We start from the raw sequence: 13,955 nt of genomic DNA on the forward strand, positions 1-13,955 counted from the left end.
GCGTTGGCGCGTGGCTGCGGCCGGGCGATCGCGGCGCGCCGTACAGCGAATACTTCCGGGCGCTGAACAAGGAATTGAAGGAAAAGGGGCCTATGCGCCCGGTGCTGCTGATCGATCTGGATCGCCTCGATCACAACATTGATGTGGTGATGCAGTCGATCAAACGCGGCGGCAAACACCTGCGGCTGGTGGAAAAGTCGCTGCCGTCACCGGGACTGTTGAGCTACATCGGGCAACGGGCCGGAACACAAAAGCTGATGTCGTTCCATCAGCCGTTCCTCAATCACGATGCACAGGTGTTTCCGCAGTCCGACATTTTGCTCGGCAAGCCATTGCCGGTACGCTCGGCCGAGCTGTTTTATCAATCCCACAAAGGCTCTTTCGATCCGGCGAAGCAATTGCAATGGCTGCTCGACGGGCCAGAGCGATTGCAGCAATACCTCGCGCTGGCGCAGGGTTTGGGCACACGGATGCGCATCAACATCGAGCTGGATGTCGGCCTGCATCGTGGCGGGGTCAGTGATGTGAATGTCCTTGGGCAGATGCTCACGCTGATCAGCGCCAACCCGCAGCATCTGGAATTCGCCGGGTTCATGGGCTATGACCCGTTTGTGGGCATGGGTGTACCGGGAATACTCGGCTCACCGGAGGAATTGTTCGCCAAGGTCATGGTGATTTATCAGCGTTGCGTCGATTTCACCCGGCAGCAGTTCCCGGCGTTGTGGCACGACGGTTTGTGCCTGAATACCGCCGGCAGCCCGAGTTATCGCATTCACGAAAACGAGAAACTGAGTACCGAGGTTTCCGTGGGCACGGCGATGCTCAAACCGACGCACTATGATTTGCCGTCGCTGACCGAGCATTTGCCCGCGACTTACATCGCCACGCCAGTCTTGAAAAGCACAGGCGCGGTGAATATTCCGGCACTGGATGACAAGTCGAAGCTGTTGTCGTGGTGGGATCAGAATCAGCGCCAGACCTATTTCATCTACGGCGGTAACTGGATGGCCGAGTTCGAATCGCCCCAGGGTTTACAGAGCAACAGCGTCTACGGACGCAGCTCAAATCAAGAGATGGTCAATGGCTCCAACGCCGTGGGCCTGACCATCGAAGATCAAGTCTTCCTGCGCCCGACCCAGACCGAGGCCGTTCTGCTGCAATTCGGCGACCTGCTCGCCGTGCGCGGCGGCAAAATCGTCGACACCTGGCCGGTCTACACCTGACCCCAAATCACCCAAACACTGCAAAACCCTGTGGGAGCTGGCTTGCCAGCGATGGCGTCATGTCAGCAACCTTTACTTCGCTGACAGACCGCTATCGCTGGCAAGCCAGCTCCCACAGGGTTCTCGGTGTATGTCCCATCTCATTGCCAAATTCTGTAATGAAGCTTTTATGACAAAAGTTCGGTAGCACATCGCCAGTCCGGTCATGCCTATGTAACGCGCTTGAGGGGCCCAACGGGGCGCTTTTCACAAGCCGAGGCGGGACGCCGGGAGTGAGGCAATGGGGACTATGGAACGCTACTCGAAAGTGGGCATGCAGGAACTCGATCAACGCCTGTCGAAGATCGTCGAAGCCGCGCGCAAGAAGCCGGTTTCGGTGTATCGCTACGGCGCGCCGTGGGTCTGGATTGTCTCGCAGGATGACTGGCAGGGCGCCTTGAAAGAGGTCTCCAGCTACATCCCGCCGGGCCATTCGCTGGTGTTGCTGCGCCCGCAGATCGACGACTTGCTCGACGCCCACCGCGAGCTCCTGCATGACCTCAATGCCGAGCCTGGCATGCTGATCCCCGCGCAAACGGTCATGCACATTCTGCTTCTGCAACTGCTGTATTCGGTGCCCAGCGAACAGCAACTGTATGAACAGCTCAATTACAACCTGTTGTTCCGCTGGTTCGTTGGCCTGGGCCTGAACCAGAAAGTCTGGAGCTTCAACGCCCTCAGTCGCGACATCGCCACGTTGCTCAACGAGCCGCGCGCGGTGCTGCTCATTCAAAAAATCATCGGCGAAGTGTTCTGCGGCGCGTTGCTGCAAATGCCCGAGTTCTCGTTGAACTTCGCGCTTTTGCACACGTGGCTGGGCAAACACGCCTGCGCCTCGACAGCCAGCAATTGACGCCATACACGCGGCGTTCGAAACGCCAACAGGTCATCGCGAGTTCAGGGGGTAGTGTGGAACCGATTTTCAAGTCACGGCTGGCGCTGTGGGGCTGGCTGCTGGTGACGGCGGGCGCGCAGCCGGCATTGGCCGAGGAGGCCGCCAACAACGCGGCGGCGCAGCGTCTGGTCGACGTCAACGAATACTTCGTGCGCGGCAACACCGTGCTCGATGCACGGGCGATCGAAGAGGCGGTGTACCCGTTTCTCGGCCCGCAAAAAGCCCTCACGGATATCGAAGGTGCTCGGGACGCGTTGCAAAAGGCTTATCAGGAACGCGGCTATCAATCGGTGTTCGTCGAGCTGCCGGAACAAGCCGTGGCCGACGGTATCGTCTACCTGCAAGTCAGCGAAACCAAGGTCGGCCGCGTGCGTGTGGTCGGCGCCAAACACTATTCGCCGCTGGACATTCGCGACGACGTCCCGGCGCTGAAGGAAGGCGAGGTGCCGGACTTCGCCAAGGTTCAGGGCGAACTGGCGCAGTTGAACAAAACCCCGGGCCGACAGGTGATGCCGCTGGTGCGCGAAGGTCAGCGCCCCGGCACCATGGACGTCGATTTGCAGGTCGAAGACCAGAGCCCTTGGACCGCCAGTGTTGGCCTCAACAACGATTACAGCGCCGACACCGAGAAGCTGCGCACGGTCACTAGCCTCGGTTACAACAACCTCTGGCAACTCGGCCACAGCATCAACCTGACTTACTTTACCGCGCCGCAGGAAACCGACAACGCCAAGGTCTGGTCGGGTTCGTATACCGCGCCGCTGACGGATCGCTGGAGCGTGCAGTTCTCCGGTTACCAGTCCGACAGCAACGTCGCCACCATCGGTGGCAGCAACGTGCTCGGCAAGGGCCATTCCTATGGCGTCTCGGCGATTTATACGCTGCCCTCCAGCGGCAACTGGTCGAACTCGCTGTCGGCCGGCATCGACTTCAAGGACTTCGACGAACGCCTGACCCTGTCCGGTGAGAGCGACAAAGTCCCGTTGCAATATGCGCCGTTCACCTTCGCCTACAACGGCTATCGCTACACCGAGAAGAGCCAGCTCGGCCTCGGTCTGAGCCTGGTAGCCGCCACTCGTAGCATTTTCGGCTACGGCAGTTCCGACGAAGACTTCGACTACAAACGCTACCGCGCCAAACCGAGTTTCGCCGTGCTCAAGGGCGACACGAATTACACCTGGACCTTCGACAGCGACTGGCAGAGCGCGAGCAAAGCCGCTTTCCAGTTGGCGTCCGGGCCACTGGTTTCCAATGAACAATTCTCCGCCGGCGGCGCGACTTCGGTGCGCGGCTATCTGGCCGCCGAGCGTACCGGCGATGACGGCTTACTGCTCAGCCAGGAACTGCGCACGCCATCGCTGGCCAAGTACGCCGGCACGTGGATGCAGGACTGGCGCTTCTATGCCTTTGCCGAAGGCGCACAACTTTACCTGCGCGACGAACTGCCGGATCAGGACGCCAATTACGCCCTGGCCAGCGTCGGCCTCGGCACTCGCGCCAGTCTGAGCAAATGGCTGTCCGGCAGCCTCGACTGGGGCTATCCGTTACTCGAAGGGCCGAACACCTCGAAGCAGGAATCGCGCCTGCACTTCAACCTTCAAGCCACTTTCTGACAAGGAGCACGTTCATGCAGCGCCTCTTCCTTTCGTTGTTGATCTGCCTGGGCTTCGTGCTCCCGGCCACGGCTCAGGCCTGGTGGCAGGACGACTGGCACTACCGCAAACAGATCGCCGTCGACACCACGCCGCAAGGTGCGGCGATCAATCAGGCTCTTGGCCGCACTGCGCTGCTGGTGCGCCTGCACACCGGCAACTTCACCTTCGATGGGGTGAAAGAGGACGGCGCGGACCTGCGCTTTGTCGCCGCCGATGACAAAACCGTGCTCAACCACCAGGTCGAAAGTTTTGATGCGCTGATGGGCATGGCGCTGATCTGGGTCGATGTACCGAATGTCGAGGGCGGTCAGCGCCAGGACATCTGGATGTACTACGGCAATCAGAAGGCCCCGGCGACCGGCAACGGCCAGCTGACCTTTGACCCGAATTACACCGCGCTGTATCACTTCGACGGCGCCACCGGCACCCCGGCCAAAGACACCACGGCCTACGGCAATACCGCACAAAGCGCGACCGGCGCGGCGATTGACGGTGTAGTAGGGCGCGCCTTGCAGTTCAGCGGCCAGCCGTTGCTGCTGCCGGCAAGTCCTTCGCTGCAACACAACGCTGGTAGCGCATTCACCTTCAGTGCCTGGCTGCGACTTGATCAGGCCAGTGGCGAGCAACTGATTCTCGCCCGTCGCGAAGGCGCCAACAGTCTATTGATCGGAGCAAACCAAGGCGTGCCGTTTGTGGAGATCGATGGCCAACGCGCCGTCGCCACGCAAGCGCTGAATCCGGGCCAATGGCAGCACGTTGCGCTGACTGCTGAAGGCTCCAAAGTGACCCTGTTCATCAATGGTCGCGAAGCCGCCACGCTTGCCCAGGCGATGCCGGCCTTCAATTCGGTCATGGCCATCGGCGCTGACGTGCACGAAGGCCCGTTCCAGCCGTTCGTGGGCGCTATCGATGAATTGCGCCTGTCGAAAGTGTCACGTCCGGCAGCGCTGTTGCTGGCCGACGCCACCTCGCAAGGTGCCGAGTCGAAACTGGTGGCTTACGGTGTCGACGAAGAACAGTCCGGTTTCGGTTTCGGCAGCCTCGGTTTCCTGCTCAACGCCGTGCCCATCGACGCCTGGGTGATCATCGCCGTGCTGGTGCTGATGATGTTCCAGTCGTGGATCATCATGCTGCGCAAGAACCGCAGCCTCAGCCGTGTCACTGCCGCCAACGAAGATTTCCGCGTGCAGTTCGCCAAAGTCGGCACGCGTCTGGAGATGTTCGCCGACGACGCGCAACTCGCCCAACGTCTGCAGCATTCGTCGCTGTGGCGTCTGTATCTGGTAGCGGTGAAAGAGATCCGCACCCGTCGCGAGCAGGGCGCCGATACCTCGTCGGTGTCAGCGGCCACCATCGAAGCCATTCGTTGCTCCATGGACGGCGTGCGCACCCGCGAAAACCAGCAACTGAGTTCGAAACTCTCGACCCTGTCCAACGCCATCGCCGGCGGCCCGTACATCGGCCTGCTCGGCACCGTGCTGGGGATCATGGTGGTGTTCCTCGGCACGGCGATGGCCGGCGACGTCAACATCAACGCTATCGCTCCCGGTATGGCTGCTGCTTTGCTAGCCACCGCCATGGGCCTGTTCGTCGCGATCCCGGCGTTGTTTGGCTACAACCGCCTGATCACCCGCAACAAGGAAGTCAGCGCCGACATGCGCGTGTTCGTCGACGAGTTCATCACCCGTCTGGCGGAGATGCACGGCGAGAGCCAGTTCAGTGAAGCGTCGCATCGCGGCCATCACGCCAACCACTCCGTACCGGCCTGAGGAGCACTGACATGGCGTCTGTAAATGCCTCCCACGACGATGATGACGATGCCGCGGTGGACAGCATCAACATCACGCCCCTGGTCGACGTGCTGATGGTGGTGCTGGTGATGTTCATCCTCACCGCCACCGCGCAGGTCTCCGGGATCCAGATCAACCTGCCCAAGGCCAGCGCTTCGGTGTCACTGTCCGAGGCCAAGACCAAGGCGATCTCGGTTAACGACGGCGGCCAGGTGTTCCTCGATGCCTACCCGGTGACGCTGGCCGAACTGGAAGAGCGCCTGCGCATCGAGAAAGCGCAGAGCCCGGATTTCCCGGTGATCGTGCGCGGCGACGCCACGGTGCAATACCAGAAAGTCATCGAAGTGCTGGATCTGTTGCGCCGGCTCGAACTGTCCCAGGTCGGTCTTGTGACCGGCAAACCGAGTCAGGGCTGAGTCATGACCGCACAACTCCCGATCGAGCCGCTGCCGGTGAAAAAGCCAGCGCTGCGTTACGCGAAGTGGGGCGCCGGCTTGCTGATCGGCGCGCTCGCTGCGTGGTTTCTGTGGCAGTGGGCCAACGACATGAGCGGCATCCGCCGCGAAGCGCCGAAGGTGCCAACGATCATTCCGTTGCCACCTCCGCCACCACCGCCGCCAGAAAAACCGCCGGAGCCGGAAACCCCGGTCGAAGAAAAAGTCGTCGAGCCCGAGCCAACGCCGGAACCGGAAGAGGTCAAGCCCGAGGAAGAAGCACCGCCATCACCGGCGGACGATCTGGCCAATCCGATGCAAATGGACGGCGATGCGCAGTCCGGTAACGACGCTTTCAACATTGGCGCGGGCAAGGGCGGCGGCATGGCCGGGACCGGCGGCGGGCGTCTGGGCACGGGGACGTACAGCCAGTTTCTGGCGTTCACCTTCCAGCGTTTGCTCCGTGAGAACCCTGAGCTGCGCAACCTCGCGTTCTCGCTGCAGGCCGATGTCTGGCTGAGCAGCGTTGGCGAGATCACCCGGGTCGAGCTGATCAAGTCCAGCGGCAATCCCGAAATCGATACCCAGGTGCTGGCGGCGCTGCGCGGTGCCCCGGCGCTGAGCGAACGGCCACCGGCCTCCATCACTTTGCCTGTGCGCCTGTCCCTGCAAGGGCGGCGTCCGGGTTAATTCACTTATTTACGCTTTGCCAAAAGGAGTTGTGTGCAGATGATTTCCAACGTGAATCGATTGTCCCTGGCGGTCGGCATGGTCATTGCGACCCTGGTCGGTCAGGCCGTGGCAGCGCCTGCGCCTGCGCCCTCGGAGAACGCCACGATCAATCTGATCCGCTTGCTGGTCGAGCAGGGCATTCTGAAACAGGACAAGGCCGACGCGCTGATCGCTCAGGCGCAGAACGAAGCGGCCCAGGCCAAACAGGCCGCCGCATCCACCGCAGTCGCGGCCGGGCCGGTCGCTGCGCCGGGCGACGTCCGAGTGCAATACGTGCCGGCAGCGGTGCGCGACCAGATCCGCGACCAGGTCAAAGCCGAAGTCATGGCCACCGCCAAACAGGAAAACTGGGCCGCGCCCAACAGCTTCCCGGAATGGGCTGCGCGCATCAGTTTCGACGGCGACATTCGCTTGCGCAACGAATCGCGCTACTACTCGGACAGCAACAGCAACGAGATCGTCGACTTCGCCAAGCTCAACAACAATGGCCCGTACGACGTTAACCCGAACAGCAGCACCAATCTGCCGCCGCTGCTCAACACCCGCGAAGACCGCACCAACCAATTCCGCATTCGTGCGCGACTGGGCATGAAAGCGGAGATCTCGCCGCAATGGACCGCCGGTATTCGTATCGGCACCGGTTCGGACAACAACCCGGTGTCGACCACGCAAAACCTCGGCGGCGGTTTCGCCAAGAAGGACATCTGGCTCGATCAGGGCTACCTCAACTGGAAGCCTACGGATGAATTGACCCTTACCGGCGGGCGCTTTGCCAACCCGTTCATGTCCACCGACATGCTCTATTCCAACGATTTGAATTTCGACGGCGTGGCAGCGATTTTCGACCACAAGCTCAACCGCGATTGGGGTGTGTTCGGCACCGTCGGTGCGTTCCCGGTGGACTACACCAACGACACCGCCAGCAGCAACGGCTTTGACAAGGAAGAGAGCGACAACAAGTGGCTGTACGGCGCGCAGATCGGCGCCAAGTGGGCGATCAACAGCAACAACCGCTTGAAAGGCGCACTGGCGTACTACCGCTTCGACGACATTCAAGGCCAGCGCTCCAGCCCTTGCGAACCGTGGGCCGGCGCGCCAGGTTGCGACAGCGATGGCAGCCGCGCAGCGTTCATGCAGAAGGGCAACAGCGTGTTCCTGCTGCGCGACATCACGCCGAACCCGCTCAACCCGACCACCACGCCGCAGCCGCAGTTTGTTGGCCTCGCTTCGGAATTCAACCTGCTTGATCTGAACATGGTCTGGGATGCTGACCTGCCAGAAGATTTCAAACTGCGCAGCCAGGGCAACTACATCCACAACCTCGTCTACGACGAAGGCGACATGCGCAAGCGCTCGGCCGGGCAGATCGTCAACAACCTCGACAGCAACGGCGACATTGAAAGCGGCGCCAATGCGTGGATGGTGCAGTTCACCCTCGGCAGCGCGCTGGACCTGAAAAAGCAGGGCGACTGGAACATGTTCGCTGGCTACAAGTACATCCAGCCGGATGCCTTGCCGGATGGCTTCAACGACTCGTCGTTCCACCTCGGCGGCACCAACGCCAAGGGTTATTTCATCGGCGGCAACTACGGTCTGGCGAAGAACGTTTACGCGACCGGTCGCTGGATGAGTACCGAAGCGGTGTACGGCGCGCCGTTCGACATCGACGTCTTGCAGCTTGAGATCAACACGCGCTTCTAAGGCGCCGGGAGAGGGTTATGAAAACGCGATTTGTGTTGCTCGGGCTCGGGCTGTTGATTGCCACCGGGGTGAATGCCGAAGGCATGGAAGAGCGCCTGCGCACGCAATTGCGCAGCACCACGCAACAGTTGCAGGCCCTGCAAAGTCAGCAGGCCCAGGCCAGCGCCGCGCAACTGGCGGCGCAGAACGAGGCCAAGGCTGCGCAGGCGCAAATCAAGCAATTGAGCGCTGAGCTGGCCAAGGCCAAAGGCGTCGCCGAGCAATTGGCCGGGCAGCAACAGAGCCTGCACAGCCAGGCGCAGGCGCAAGTGGCGGCCAGCGTCGAGCAGACCGGCAAGTTCAAAAAGGCCTATGACGAGTTGCTGGTGCTGGCCCGTGCCAAAGAAGCAGAACGGTCTAAGCTTCAAGCGCAATTGGCTGAACGTGACACACAAGTGCAGCAATGTTCAGTCAAGAATCAGCAGATGTACGGCGTCGCCAAGCAGATCCTCACTGCCTACGAAAACATCGACGTGGCCGAGGTGATGAAGATCCGCCAGCCCTTCGCGGGCAGTGCCCGGGTCAAGTTCGATGAACTGGCCCAGGGGTTTGGCGACGACCTCTACAAGACTCAATTCGACGCGCCGCAAGCCGCGCTCACGCACTGATAGACAAGGAAGAAGTAATGACTCAATTGATCAGCCACGTATCGCCAAAATCCCTGACCGAAGTCCTGCAAGCTGCGGGTTATCGCGTCAACGAAACCGAGCAGAACGGTATTGTTCAGTTGCTCAGCGCCAGTCAGGGCATTGGTTACGCCGTGCGATTCGGCAATCCGGCGGTGGAGCAGGGCAGTTACGTCGATTTCACTTTCAGCTGTGCGCTGCGGGTGCAGGGTGAGTTGCCACAGGGTGTGGCCGAGCAGTGGAACGCGAGCCGTCGTTTTGCGCGTTTGTCGTTGCAGGGCGAGTTTCTGGTGATGGAAATGGATGTGGTCGTGGCAGCGGGCGTGAGCAACGATCACCTGCGCGGCAACCTGGAATTGTGGGATCGCCTGTTGCAGGAATTTATCGTTTATCTGCGTGATTTCACCCAAGCTGCGCAAGCATCCACCGCGAAAGTGGCTGTCGCCGAGCAAGAGGAAGTCGCGCTGTGAAAAAGCCTGCCATGGTGATCAGCGCTGCTGCAGTGGCGCTGTTGGTGGTGGCCGTGGCGCTGGTGGTGCGGCCGGGCAGTGACCCGGTCGCCGCCCAGCAATCGTCGTCGGTGACGGCGGTTGCAACGGGGCCGGCGGTGGCGCGGTTGGGTAATCAGCAGGTAACCCCTGCGGAACTTCAGGCGTTGCTGGCTACAGTTCCGCCGGAAACCCGCGAACAATTGCGCGGTAATCGTGAGGCGCTGGAACGGTGGATTCGCACGCGTCTGGCCGAGAAAGCGGTGCTGGAGCAGGCTGATGCGCAGGGTTGGGCGCAGCGTCCCGAGGTTGCGCGGCAGACCCGGGCAGCGACTGAGCAGATCGTGTTCCGTGATTACTTGCGTTCGGTCAGTGAGGTGCCGGCGGATTATCCGAGTGCGGCTGAGTTGCAGCAGGCTTATGACTCAGGCAAGGCGAATTGGCAGACGCCGGCGTTGTATCGGGTCAGTCAGATTTTCCTTGGGGTGAATGATCCGCAGAATCTTGAGTCGGTGCGCAAGCAGGCGCTTGAATTGAGCAAGAAAGCTCAGGCAACGCCGGCGGAATTTGCCGCACTGGCCACTCAGTATTCACAGGATCGTGTCACCGCTGAACGCGGCGGCGATACGGGCCTGCAACCGTTGCCGCAACTGGTCCCGGAGGTGCGTGGTGCAGTGGCGCGGCTCAAGGTTGGCGCGGTTTCTGATCCCGTCCAGAGCGCCGCCGGATTCCACGTGATCAAGCTCACCGAGCAACAACCCGCCCGTACCGCAACCCTCGATGAACTGCGTGATCAGCTAACCGAGGCCTTGCGTGCTCAACGTCAGGAACAGATCGCCCAAGCCTACTTGGACGGCATGCTCAACACTGCAACGCTGAGCATTGACGGCGCGGAGCTCAACAAAGTCCTGGAGGAAAAACACTGATTTCACCTTCACTGAGTGACCTGTGGGAGCTGGCTTGCCAGCGATGGCGGCTTATCAGTCACCCATGATGTTGGATCTTCCGGCCTCATCGCTGGCAAGCCAGCTCCCACAGGATCTCCACTGGGTTCAGAAATAGTTAAAAGTGCTGGAAGCCAGCAAAATACAAAGATCGACAGGGAGTCATCGATGTCATTCACCGAACCCGCAGGACGACAGGGCAACCACGATTACCACTGGCCGCACGACCACAGCGAACCGTGGCTCGCACATGCTGCGACCATTGACAGCGAAGTCGCGCAATACTTCCTCGTCAGCGCCCGCTGCGGTTGCTTCATGCAAGCCGCGCGCAGCCTCAACGTGCGCGCAACCTTGTTGCGCAAACAACTGGCCCAGCTTGAGCAAGAACTGCAACACACCCTGTTCAGCTTTCAGGGCAGCGCCTTGAGCCTCACTCGCGAAGGCCAACAGCTACAGGCCAAACTCATAGCGCTGGCCAACGAACGCAAACTCCCGGTGATCGAGCAACCGCTGATTCGCCTCGCCGTCGCCGAATCGATCCTCCACGACATCCTCGGCCGCGACCTCATCGCGCTGCTGCGGCGCAACGCCAGCGTACGCCTGGAAATCATCGCGCTGGACAGCGAGTTGTCCCTGCGTGCCGTCAGCGCCGACATCGTTCTCTGGCTCGCCCACGGCGAAACCCCACACCCCGGACCGACCTTCGCCACCAGCGAGCCGCAAGCGCTGGCACGCCTCGACTACCTGCCACACATCGCCAAACGCTACTCCCGCGTCACCGCCCGCCCGGACACCCCCGACGACCTCGCCGACTTCATGCTGGTGCAATGGCAGCATGATCGGCAAATCGACAGTTTTCGTCCGTGGAATGAGTTGGTTGAACAGCGGTTGGCCGGGGTGGTGCAGATGCAGTCTTATGAGTTGATGCTGGAGATGATTCGTTGCAGCGCTTGCATCGGGTTGTTGCCGGCGTACATGAGCCGGTTTGATAGGGGCCTGATCGCGCTGCCGGGGTTGTTTAAAGAGCCGATGCAATTGCAGGCATGGCTGGCGGTCAATGCCGATTCGCAGAATGTGGCCGAAGTGCAGACCCTAACCGACCTCATCCACCACACCTTCAATGAACGTCACGAATGGTTCCAGCCCTGATGCATTCCTCTGTAGGAGTGAGCCTGCTCGCGAAAGCGGTGTGTCAGATTGATCAATGTTGACTGACACACCGCTTTCGCGAGCAGGCTCACTCCTACAAGTGTTTACCTATGGCAGATGAGGTGTTCAGCGGTTTAGAGTGGACGGCCACTCATCGATCCAGGAAGGATCCGCCATGCCAGACCACGACCCCGCCATCCACCTCGAACGCTTCAACGAATCCCACATCGAGGGTATCACTGCGCTCTACAACGACCCGGCCGTGGCGCGGCAGGTGCTGCAGATGCCGTTTCAGTCCGTTGAGGTCTGGCGCCAGCGCCTGCTGGCGGACAACGAACGGGCGGCGAAGCTGGTTGCGCTGCATCAGGGCGTGGTGATCGGCAACCTCGGGCTGGAGGCGTATTCGCGGATGCGTCGGGCGCACGCTGGCAGTTTCGGTATGGGCGTTGCGGTGGCGTGGCAGGGCAAAGGCGTGGGCTCGACGCTGTTGGCGGCAGCGCTGGAGGTTGCCGACAACTGGATGAATCTGCACCGTGTCGAACTCACGGTCTATGCCGACAACGAAGCGGCCATCGGCCTCTACCGCAAGTTCGGTTTCGAGGACGAAGGCCTGTTCCGCGATTACGCGGTGCGGGACGGGCAATGGGTCGACACCCTGAGCATGGCCCGCCTGCGCACTCGCCCGAAAACCTGAGTCAGGCGCCCAGCGCGAACGCCACCGCCGACTGCGCATGCAGTTCGGTGGTGTCGAGCAGGGGCAGGGCGCTGTGTTCGGGTTTGATCAACATGCCAATTTCCGTGCAGCCGAGGATGATCGCCTGCGCGCCACGCGCGGTGAGGGATTCGATCACCCGCTGATAGATTTGTCGCGACTGTTCATTGATCACGCCGACGCAGAGTTCGTCGTAGATGATTCGGTGCACGTCCTTGCGCTCGGCTTCGTCCGGCACCAACACGGTCAAACCCTTGGCGACCAGACGTTGCTTGAGGAAATCCTGTTCCATGGTGAACGCCGTGCCTAGCAAACCGACGGTGCGCGCATCAATGTCCTGGGCAGCCTGCGCGGCCGGTTCGGCAATGTGCAGGAACGGAATGCTGATCGCCGCCTGAATCTGCTCGGCGACCTTGTGCATGGTGTTGGTACACAGCACCACACATTCCGCGCCTCCCGCTTCCAGCCTGCGCGCAGCATCGACCAGAATTGCCGCCGCATCGTCCCAGCGCCCGGCGTGCTGGGCCTGTTCGACAGGGCCGAAATCGACGCTGTGCATCAGCAACTGCGCGGAGCGCAACGGGCCGAGACGATCCCGGACTTGCTGATTGATGAGTCGATAGTATTCGGCGCTGGATTCCCAGCTCATGCCGCCGATCAGGCCGATGGTGCGCATTGGATGTCCTCAGGCAAATGACAGTGTCGAGCGTTCAGGTCTGCCCGGAGTTTCCTTTTCTTCATGCTTCGATGCCAGCAGCAAGTGACTGTACTGCTGAAGTTTCACCCAAGTGTCATGGTGCTGCGTCGGGCTTGCTGCAGCTTAATCGTACGTAGCGGCTGGTATCTGCCACTATCGAGTATTGCAGGTCCTTTCCGAGGAACACCGCTATGGACGATGTACAGCAACTGGGCGAGATGCTTCGTCATTACGCCGAGAGCGAAGCGCACAAGAAGCAACTGTTCGAGACGCAATCGGCTGCTTGGGCCACGCGGATTACCGCGCTGTTCGCCGATATTCAGCAATGGCTGGAGCCGGTGCAGGCGCCGAATCTGCTGGAGGTGAGTCGCGAGGCGTATGTCGCGTTCGGGCCGAGTACACCGGTGGAAACATCGACCTTCAAGACCGAGAAACTGAGCATCGTGATTGCCGGCAAACCGGTGGAGTTCGTGCCGGATGTTATGGGCAGTGGCGGGCAGATTTCGCTTGCGGTGATGGGGCTGACGGCGGCGCGGTATGGCAGCATTTCGCTGGTGGGATTGCCGGACGGCACGTGGCAGTGGCGCAAGACCAATGGTTTGAAGGATCCGGATACGTTTGCCTTTGACGCCAACTTCCTCGCCCAGCAGTTGCAGAGCCTGATCCCTCGCGAGCGCGGTTAAGATCAAGGGCTTACCCCCTCACCCCAGCCCTCTCCCCCAAGGGGGCGAGGGGGAAAGGGAGCCGATCTTCGTTGTTTATGAGATTGCATTCACCTTGGATTTTTCAGGCCGACGTAACTCGAATAATCAACTCGGTCAGTTCCCTCTA

The 13,955-nt window shown here is 60.9% G+C and carries 14 protein-coding genes; 13 read left to right on the forward strand and 1 reads right to left on the reverse strand.

Annotation, left to right across the window (positions count from 1 at the left end; genetic code table 11):
* Window positions 1–14 precede the first annotated feature (14 nt).
* The 12 genes from LOY43_RS13115 (at window position 15) to LOY43_RS13170 (ending at window position 12,409) form a co-directional block, all read left to right on the forward strand.
* A complete protein-coding gene (locus LOY43_RS13115; protein ID WP_258709929.1) occupies window positions 15–1,223 on the forward strand; it encodes a DSD1 family PLP-dependent enzyme in 1,209 nt (402 codons plus the stop codon).
* 280 nt (window positions 1,224–1,503) lie between these two features.
* On the forward strand, window positions 1,504–2,115 hold the full coding sequence (locus tag LOY43_RS28845; protein WP_007915478.1) for a transposase: 612 nt from the start codon (window positions 1,504–1,506) through the stop codon (window positions 2,113–2,115).
* 56 nt (window positions 2,116–2,171) lie between these two features.
* Window positions 2,172–3,770 carry a ShlB/FhaC/HecB family hemolysin secretion/activation protein gene (locus LOY43_RS13125; RefSeq protein WP_258709808.1) on the forward strand — a complete coding sequence of 533 codons (1,599 nt, stop codon included), beginning with the start codon at window positions 2,172–2,174 and terminating at the stop codon, window positions 3,768–3,770.
* Window positions 3,771–3,784: 14 nt separating this feature from the next.
* Window positions 3,785–5,581, forward strand: a complete 1,797-nt coding sequence (locus LOY43_RS13130; RefSeq protein WP_095050698.1) for a DUF2341 domain-containing protein — start codon at window positions 3,785–3,787, stop codon at window positions 5,579–5,581.
* 11 nt (window positions 5,582–5,592) lie between these two features.
* Complete coding sequence (locus LOY43_RS13135) at window positions 5,593–6,018, forward strand: biopolymer transporter ExbD (protein WP_003201710.1); 426 nt, start codon at window positions 5,593–5,595, stop codon at window positions 6,016–6,018.
* 3 nt (window positions 6,019–6,021) lie between these two features.
* Window positions 6,022–6,726, forward strand: coding sequence for an energy transducer TonB (locus tag LOY43_RS13140; protein ID WP_007915486.1), 705 nt, complete (start codon window positions 6,022–6,024; stop codon window positions 6,724–6,726).
* A gap of 39 nt (window positions 6,727–6,765) precedes the next feature.
* Complete coding sequence (locus LOY43_RS13145; RefSeq protein WP_258709809.1) at window positions 6,766–8,469, forward strand: putative porin; 1,704 nt, start codon at window positions 6,766–6,768, stop codon at window positions 8,467–8,469.
* A 17-nt stretch (window positions 8,470–8,486) separates the two neighbouring features.
* Window positions 8,487–9,116, forward strand: coding sequence for a DNA repair protein (locus LOY43_RS13150; RefSeq protein ID WP_258709810.1), 630 nt, complete (start codon window positions 8,487–8,489; stop codon window positions 9,114–9,116).
* A gap of 17 nt (window positions 9,117–9,133) precedes the next feature.
* A complete protein-coding gene (locus LOY43_RS13155; RefSeq protein WP_095050701.1) occupies window positions 9,134–9,604 on the forward strand; it encodes a YbjN domain-containing protein in 471 nt (156 codons plus the stop codon).
* Entirely contained in the window at window positions 9,601–10,548 is a 948-nt protein-coding gene (locus LOY43_RS13160) for a peptidylprolyl isomerase (RefSeq protein WP_258709811.1), read from the forward strand. Before LOY43_RS13155 ends, LOY43_RS13160 begins: the two co-directional genes overlap by 4 nt.
* A 186-nt stretch (window positions 10,549–10,734) precedes the next feature.
* Entirely contained in the window at window positions 10,735–11,715 is a 981-nt protein-coding gene (locus LOY43_RS13165; RefSeq protein ID WP_095126577.1) for a LysR family transcriptional regulator, read from the forward strand.
* A 175-nt stretch (window positions 11,716–11,890) separates the two neighbouring features.
* The gene (locus tag LOY43_RS13170; RefSeq protein ID WP_258709812.1) at window positions 11,891–12,409 is read left to right on the forward strand and encodes a GNAT family N-acetyltransferase; all 519 of its coding nucleotides are present in this window, start codon (window positions 11,891–11,893) and stop codon (window positions 12,407–12,409) included.
* Window position 12,410: 1 nt separating this feature from the next.
* Here LOY43_RS13170 and LOY43_RS13175 read toward each other — a convergent pair whose 3' ends face one another.
* Window positions 12,411–13,103, reverse strand: coding sequence for an aspartate/glutamate racemase family protein (locus LOY43_RS13175; RefSeq protein WP_258709813.1), 693 nt, complete (start codon window positions 13,101–13,103; stop codon window positions 12,411–12,413).
* 212 nt (window positions 13,104–13,315) lie between these two features.
* Between LOY43_RS13175 and LOY43_RS13180 the strand changes: the two genes are divergently transcribed.
* The gene (locus tag LOY43_RS13180; RefSeq protein ID WP_258709814.1) at window positions 13,316–13,807 is read left to right on the forward strand and encodes a hypothetical protein; all 492 of its coding nucleotides are present in this window, start codon (window positions 13,316–13,318) and stop codon (window positions 13,805–13,807) included.
* The last annotated feature ends 148 nt before the right edge of the window (window positions 13,808–13,955 follow it).

The sequence above is a fragment of the Pseudomonas sp. B21-041 genome (assembly GCF_024748675.1).
GTDB classification, from domain to species: domain Bacteria; phylum Pseudomonadota; class Gammaproteobacteria; order Pseudomonadales; family Pseudomonadaceae; genus Aquipseudomonas; species Aquipseudomonas neuropathica.

What these genes read in the sequence shown, in the direction of transcription:
- LOY43_RS28845 (WP_007915478.1), top strand. Translation starts at nt 1,504, where the DNA reads ATGGGGACTATGGAACGCTACTCGAAAGTGGGCATGCAGGAACTCGAT.
- LOY43_RS13130 (WP_095050698.1), top strand. Translation starts at nt 3,785, where the DNA reads ATGCAGCGCCTCTTCCTTTCGTTGTTGATCTGCCTGGGCTTCGTGCTC.
- LOY43_RS13135 (WP_003201710.1), top strand. Translation starts at nt 5,593, where the DNA reads ATGGCGTCTGTAAATGCCTCCCACGACGATGATGACGATGCCGCGGTG.
- LOY43_RS13140 (WP_007915486.1), top strand. Translation starts at nt 6,022, where the DNA reads ATGACCGCACAACTCCCGATCGAGCCGCTGCCGGTGAAAAAGCCAGCG.
- LOY43_RS13145 (WP_258709809.1), top strand. Translation starts at nt 6,766, where the DNA reads ATGATTTCCAACGTGAATCGATTGTCCCTGGCGGTCGGCATGGTCATT.
- LOY43_RS13150 (WP_258709810.1), top strand. Translation starts at nt 8,487, where the DNA reads ATGAAAACGCGATTTGTGTTGCTCGGGCTCGGGCTGTTGATTGCCACC.
- LOY43_RS13155 (WP_095050701.1), top strand. Translation starts at nt 9,134, where the DNA reads ATGACTCAATTGATCAGCCACGTATCGCCAAAATCCCTGACCGAAGTC.
- LOY43_RS13165 (WP_095126577.1), top strand. Translation starts at nt 10,735, where the DNA reads ATGTCATTCACCGAACCCGCAGGACGACAGGGCAACCACGATTACCAC.
- LOY43_RS13170 (WP_258709812.1), top strand. Translation starts at nt 11,891, where the DNA reads ATGCCAGACCACGACCCCGCCATCCACCTCGAACGCTTCAACGAATCC.
- LOY43_RS13175 (WP_258709813.1), bottom strand. Translation starts at nt 13,103, where the DNA reads ATGCGCACCATCGGCCTGATCGGCGGCATGAGCTGGGAATCCAGCGCC.
- LOY43_RS13180 (WP_258709814.1), top strand. Translation starts at nt 13,316, where the DNA reads ATGGACGATGTACAGCAACTGGGCGAGATGCTTCGTCATTACGCCGAG.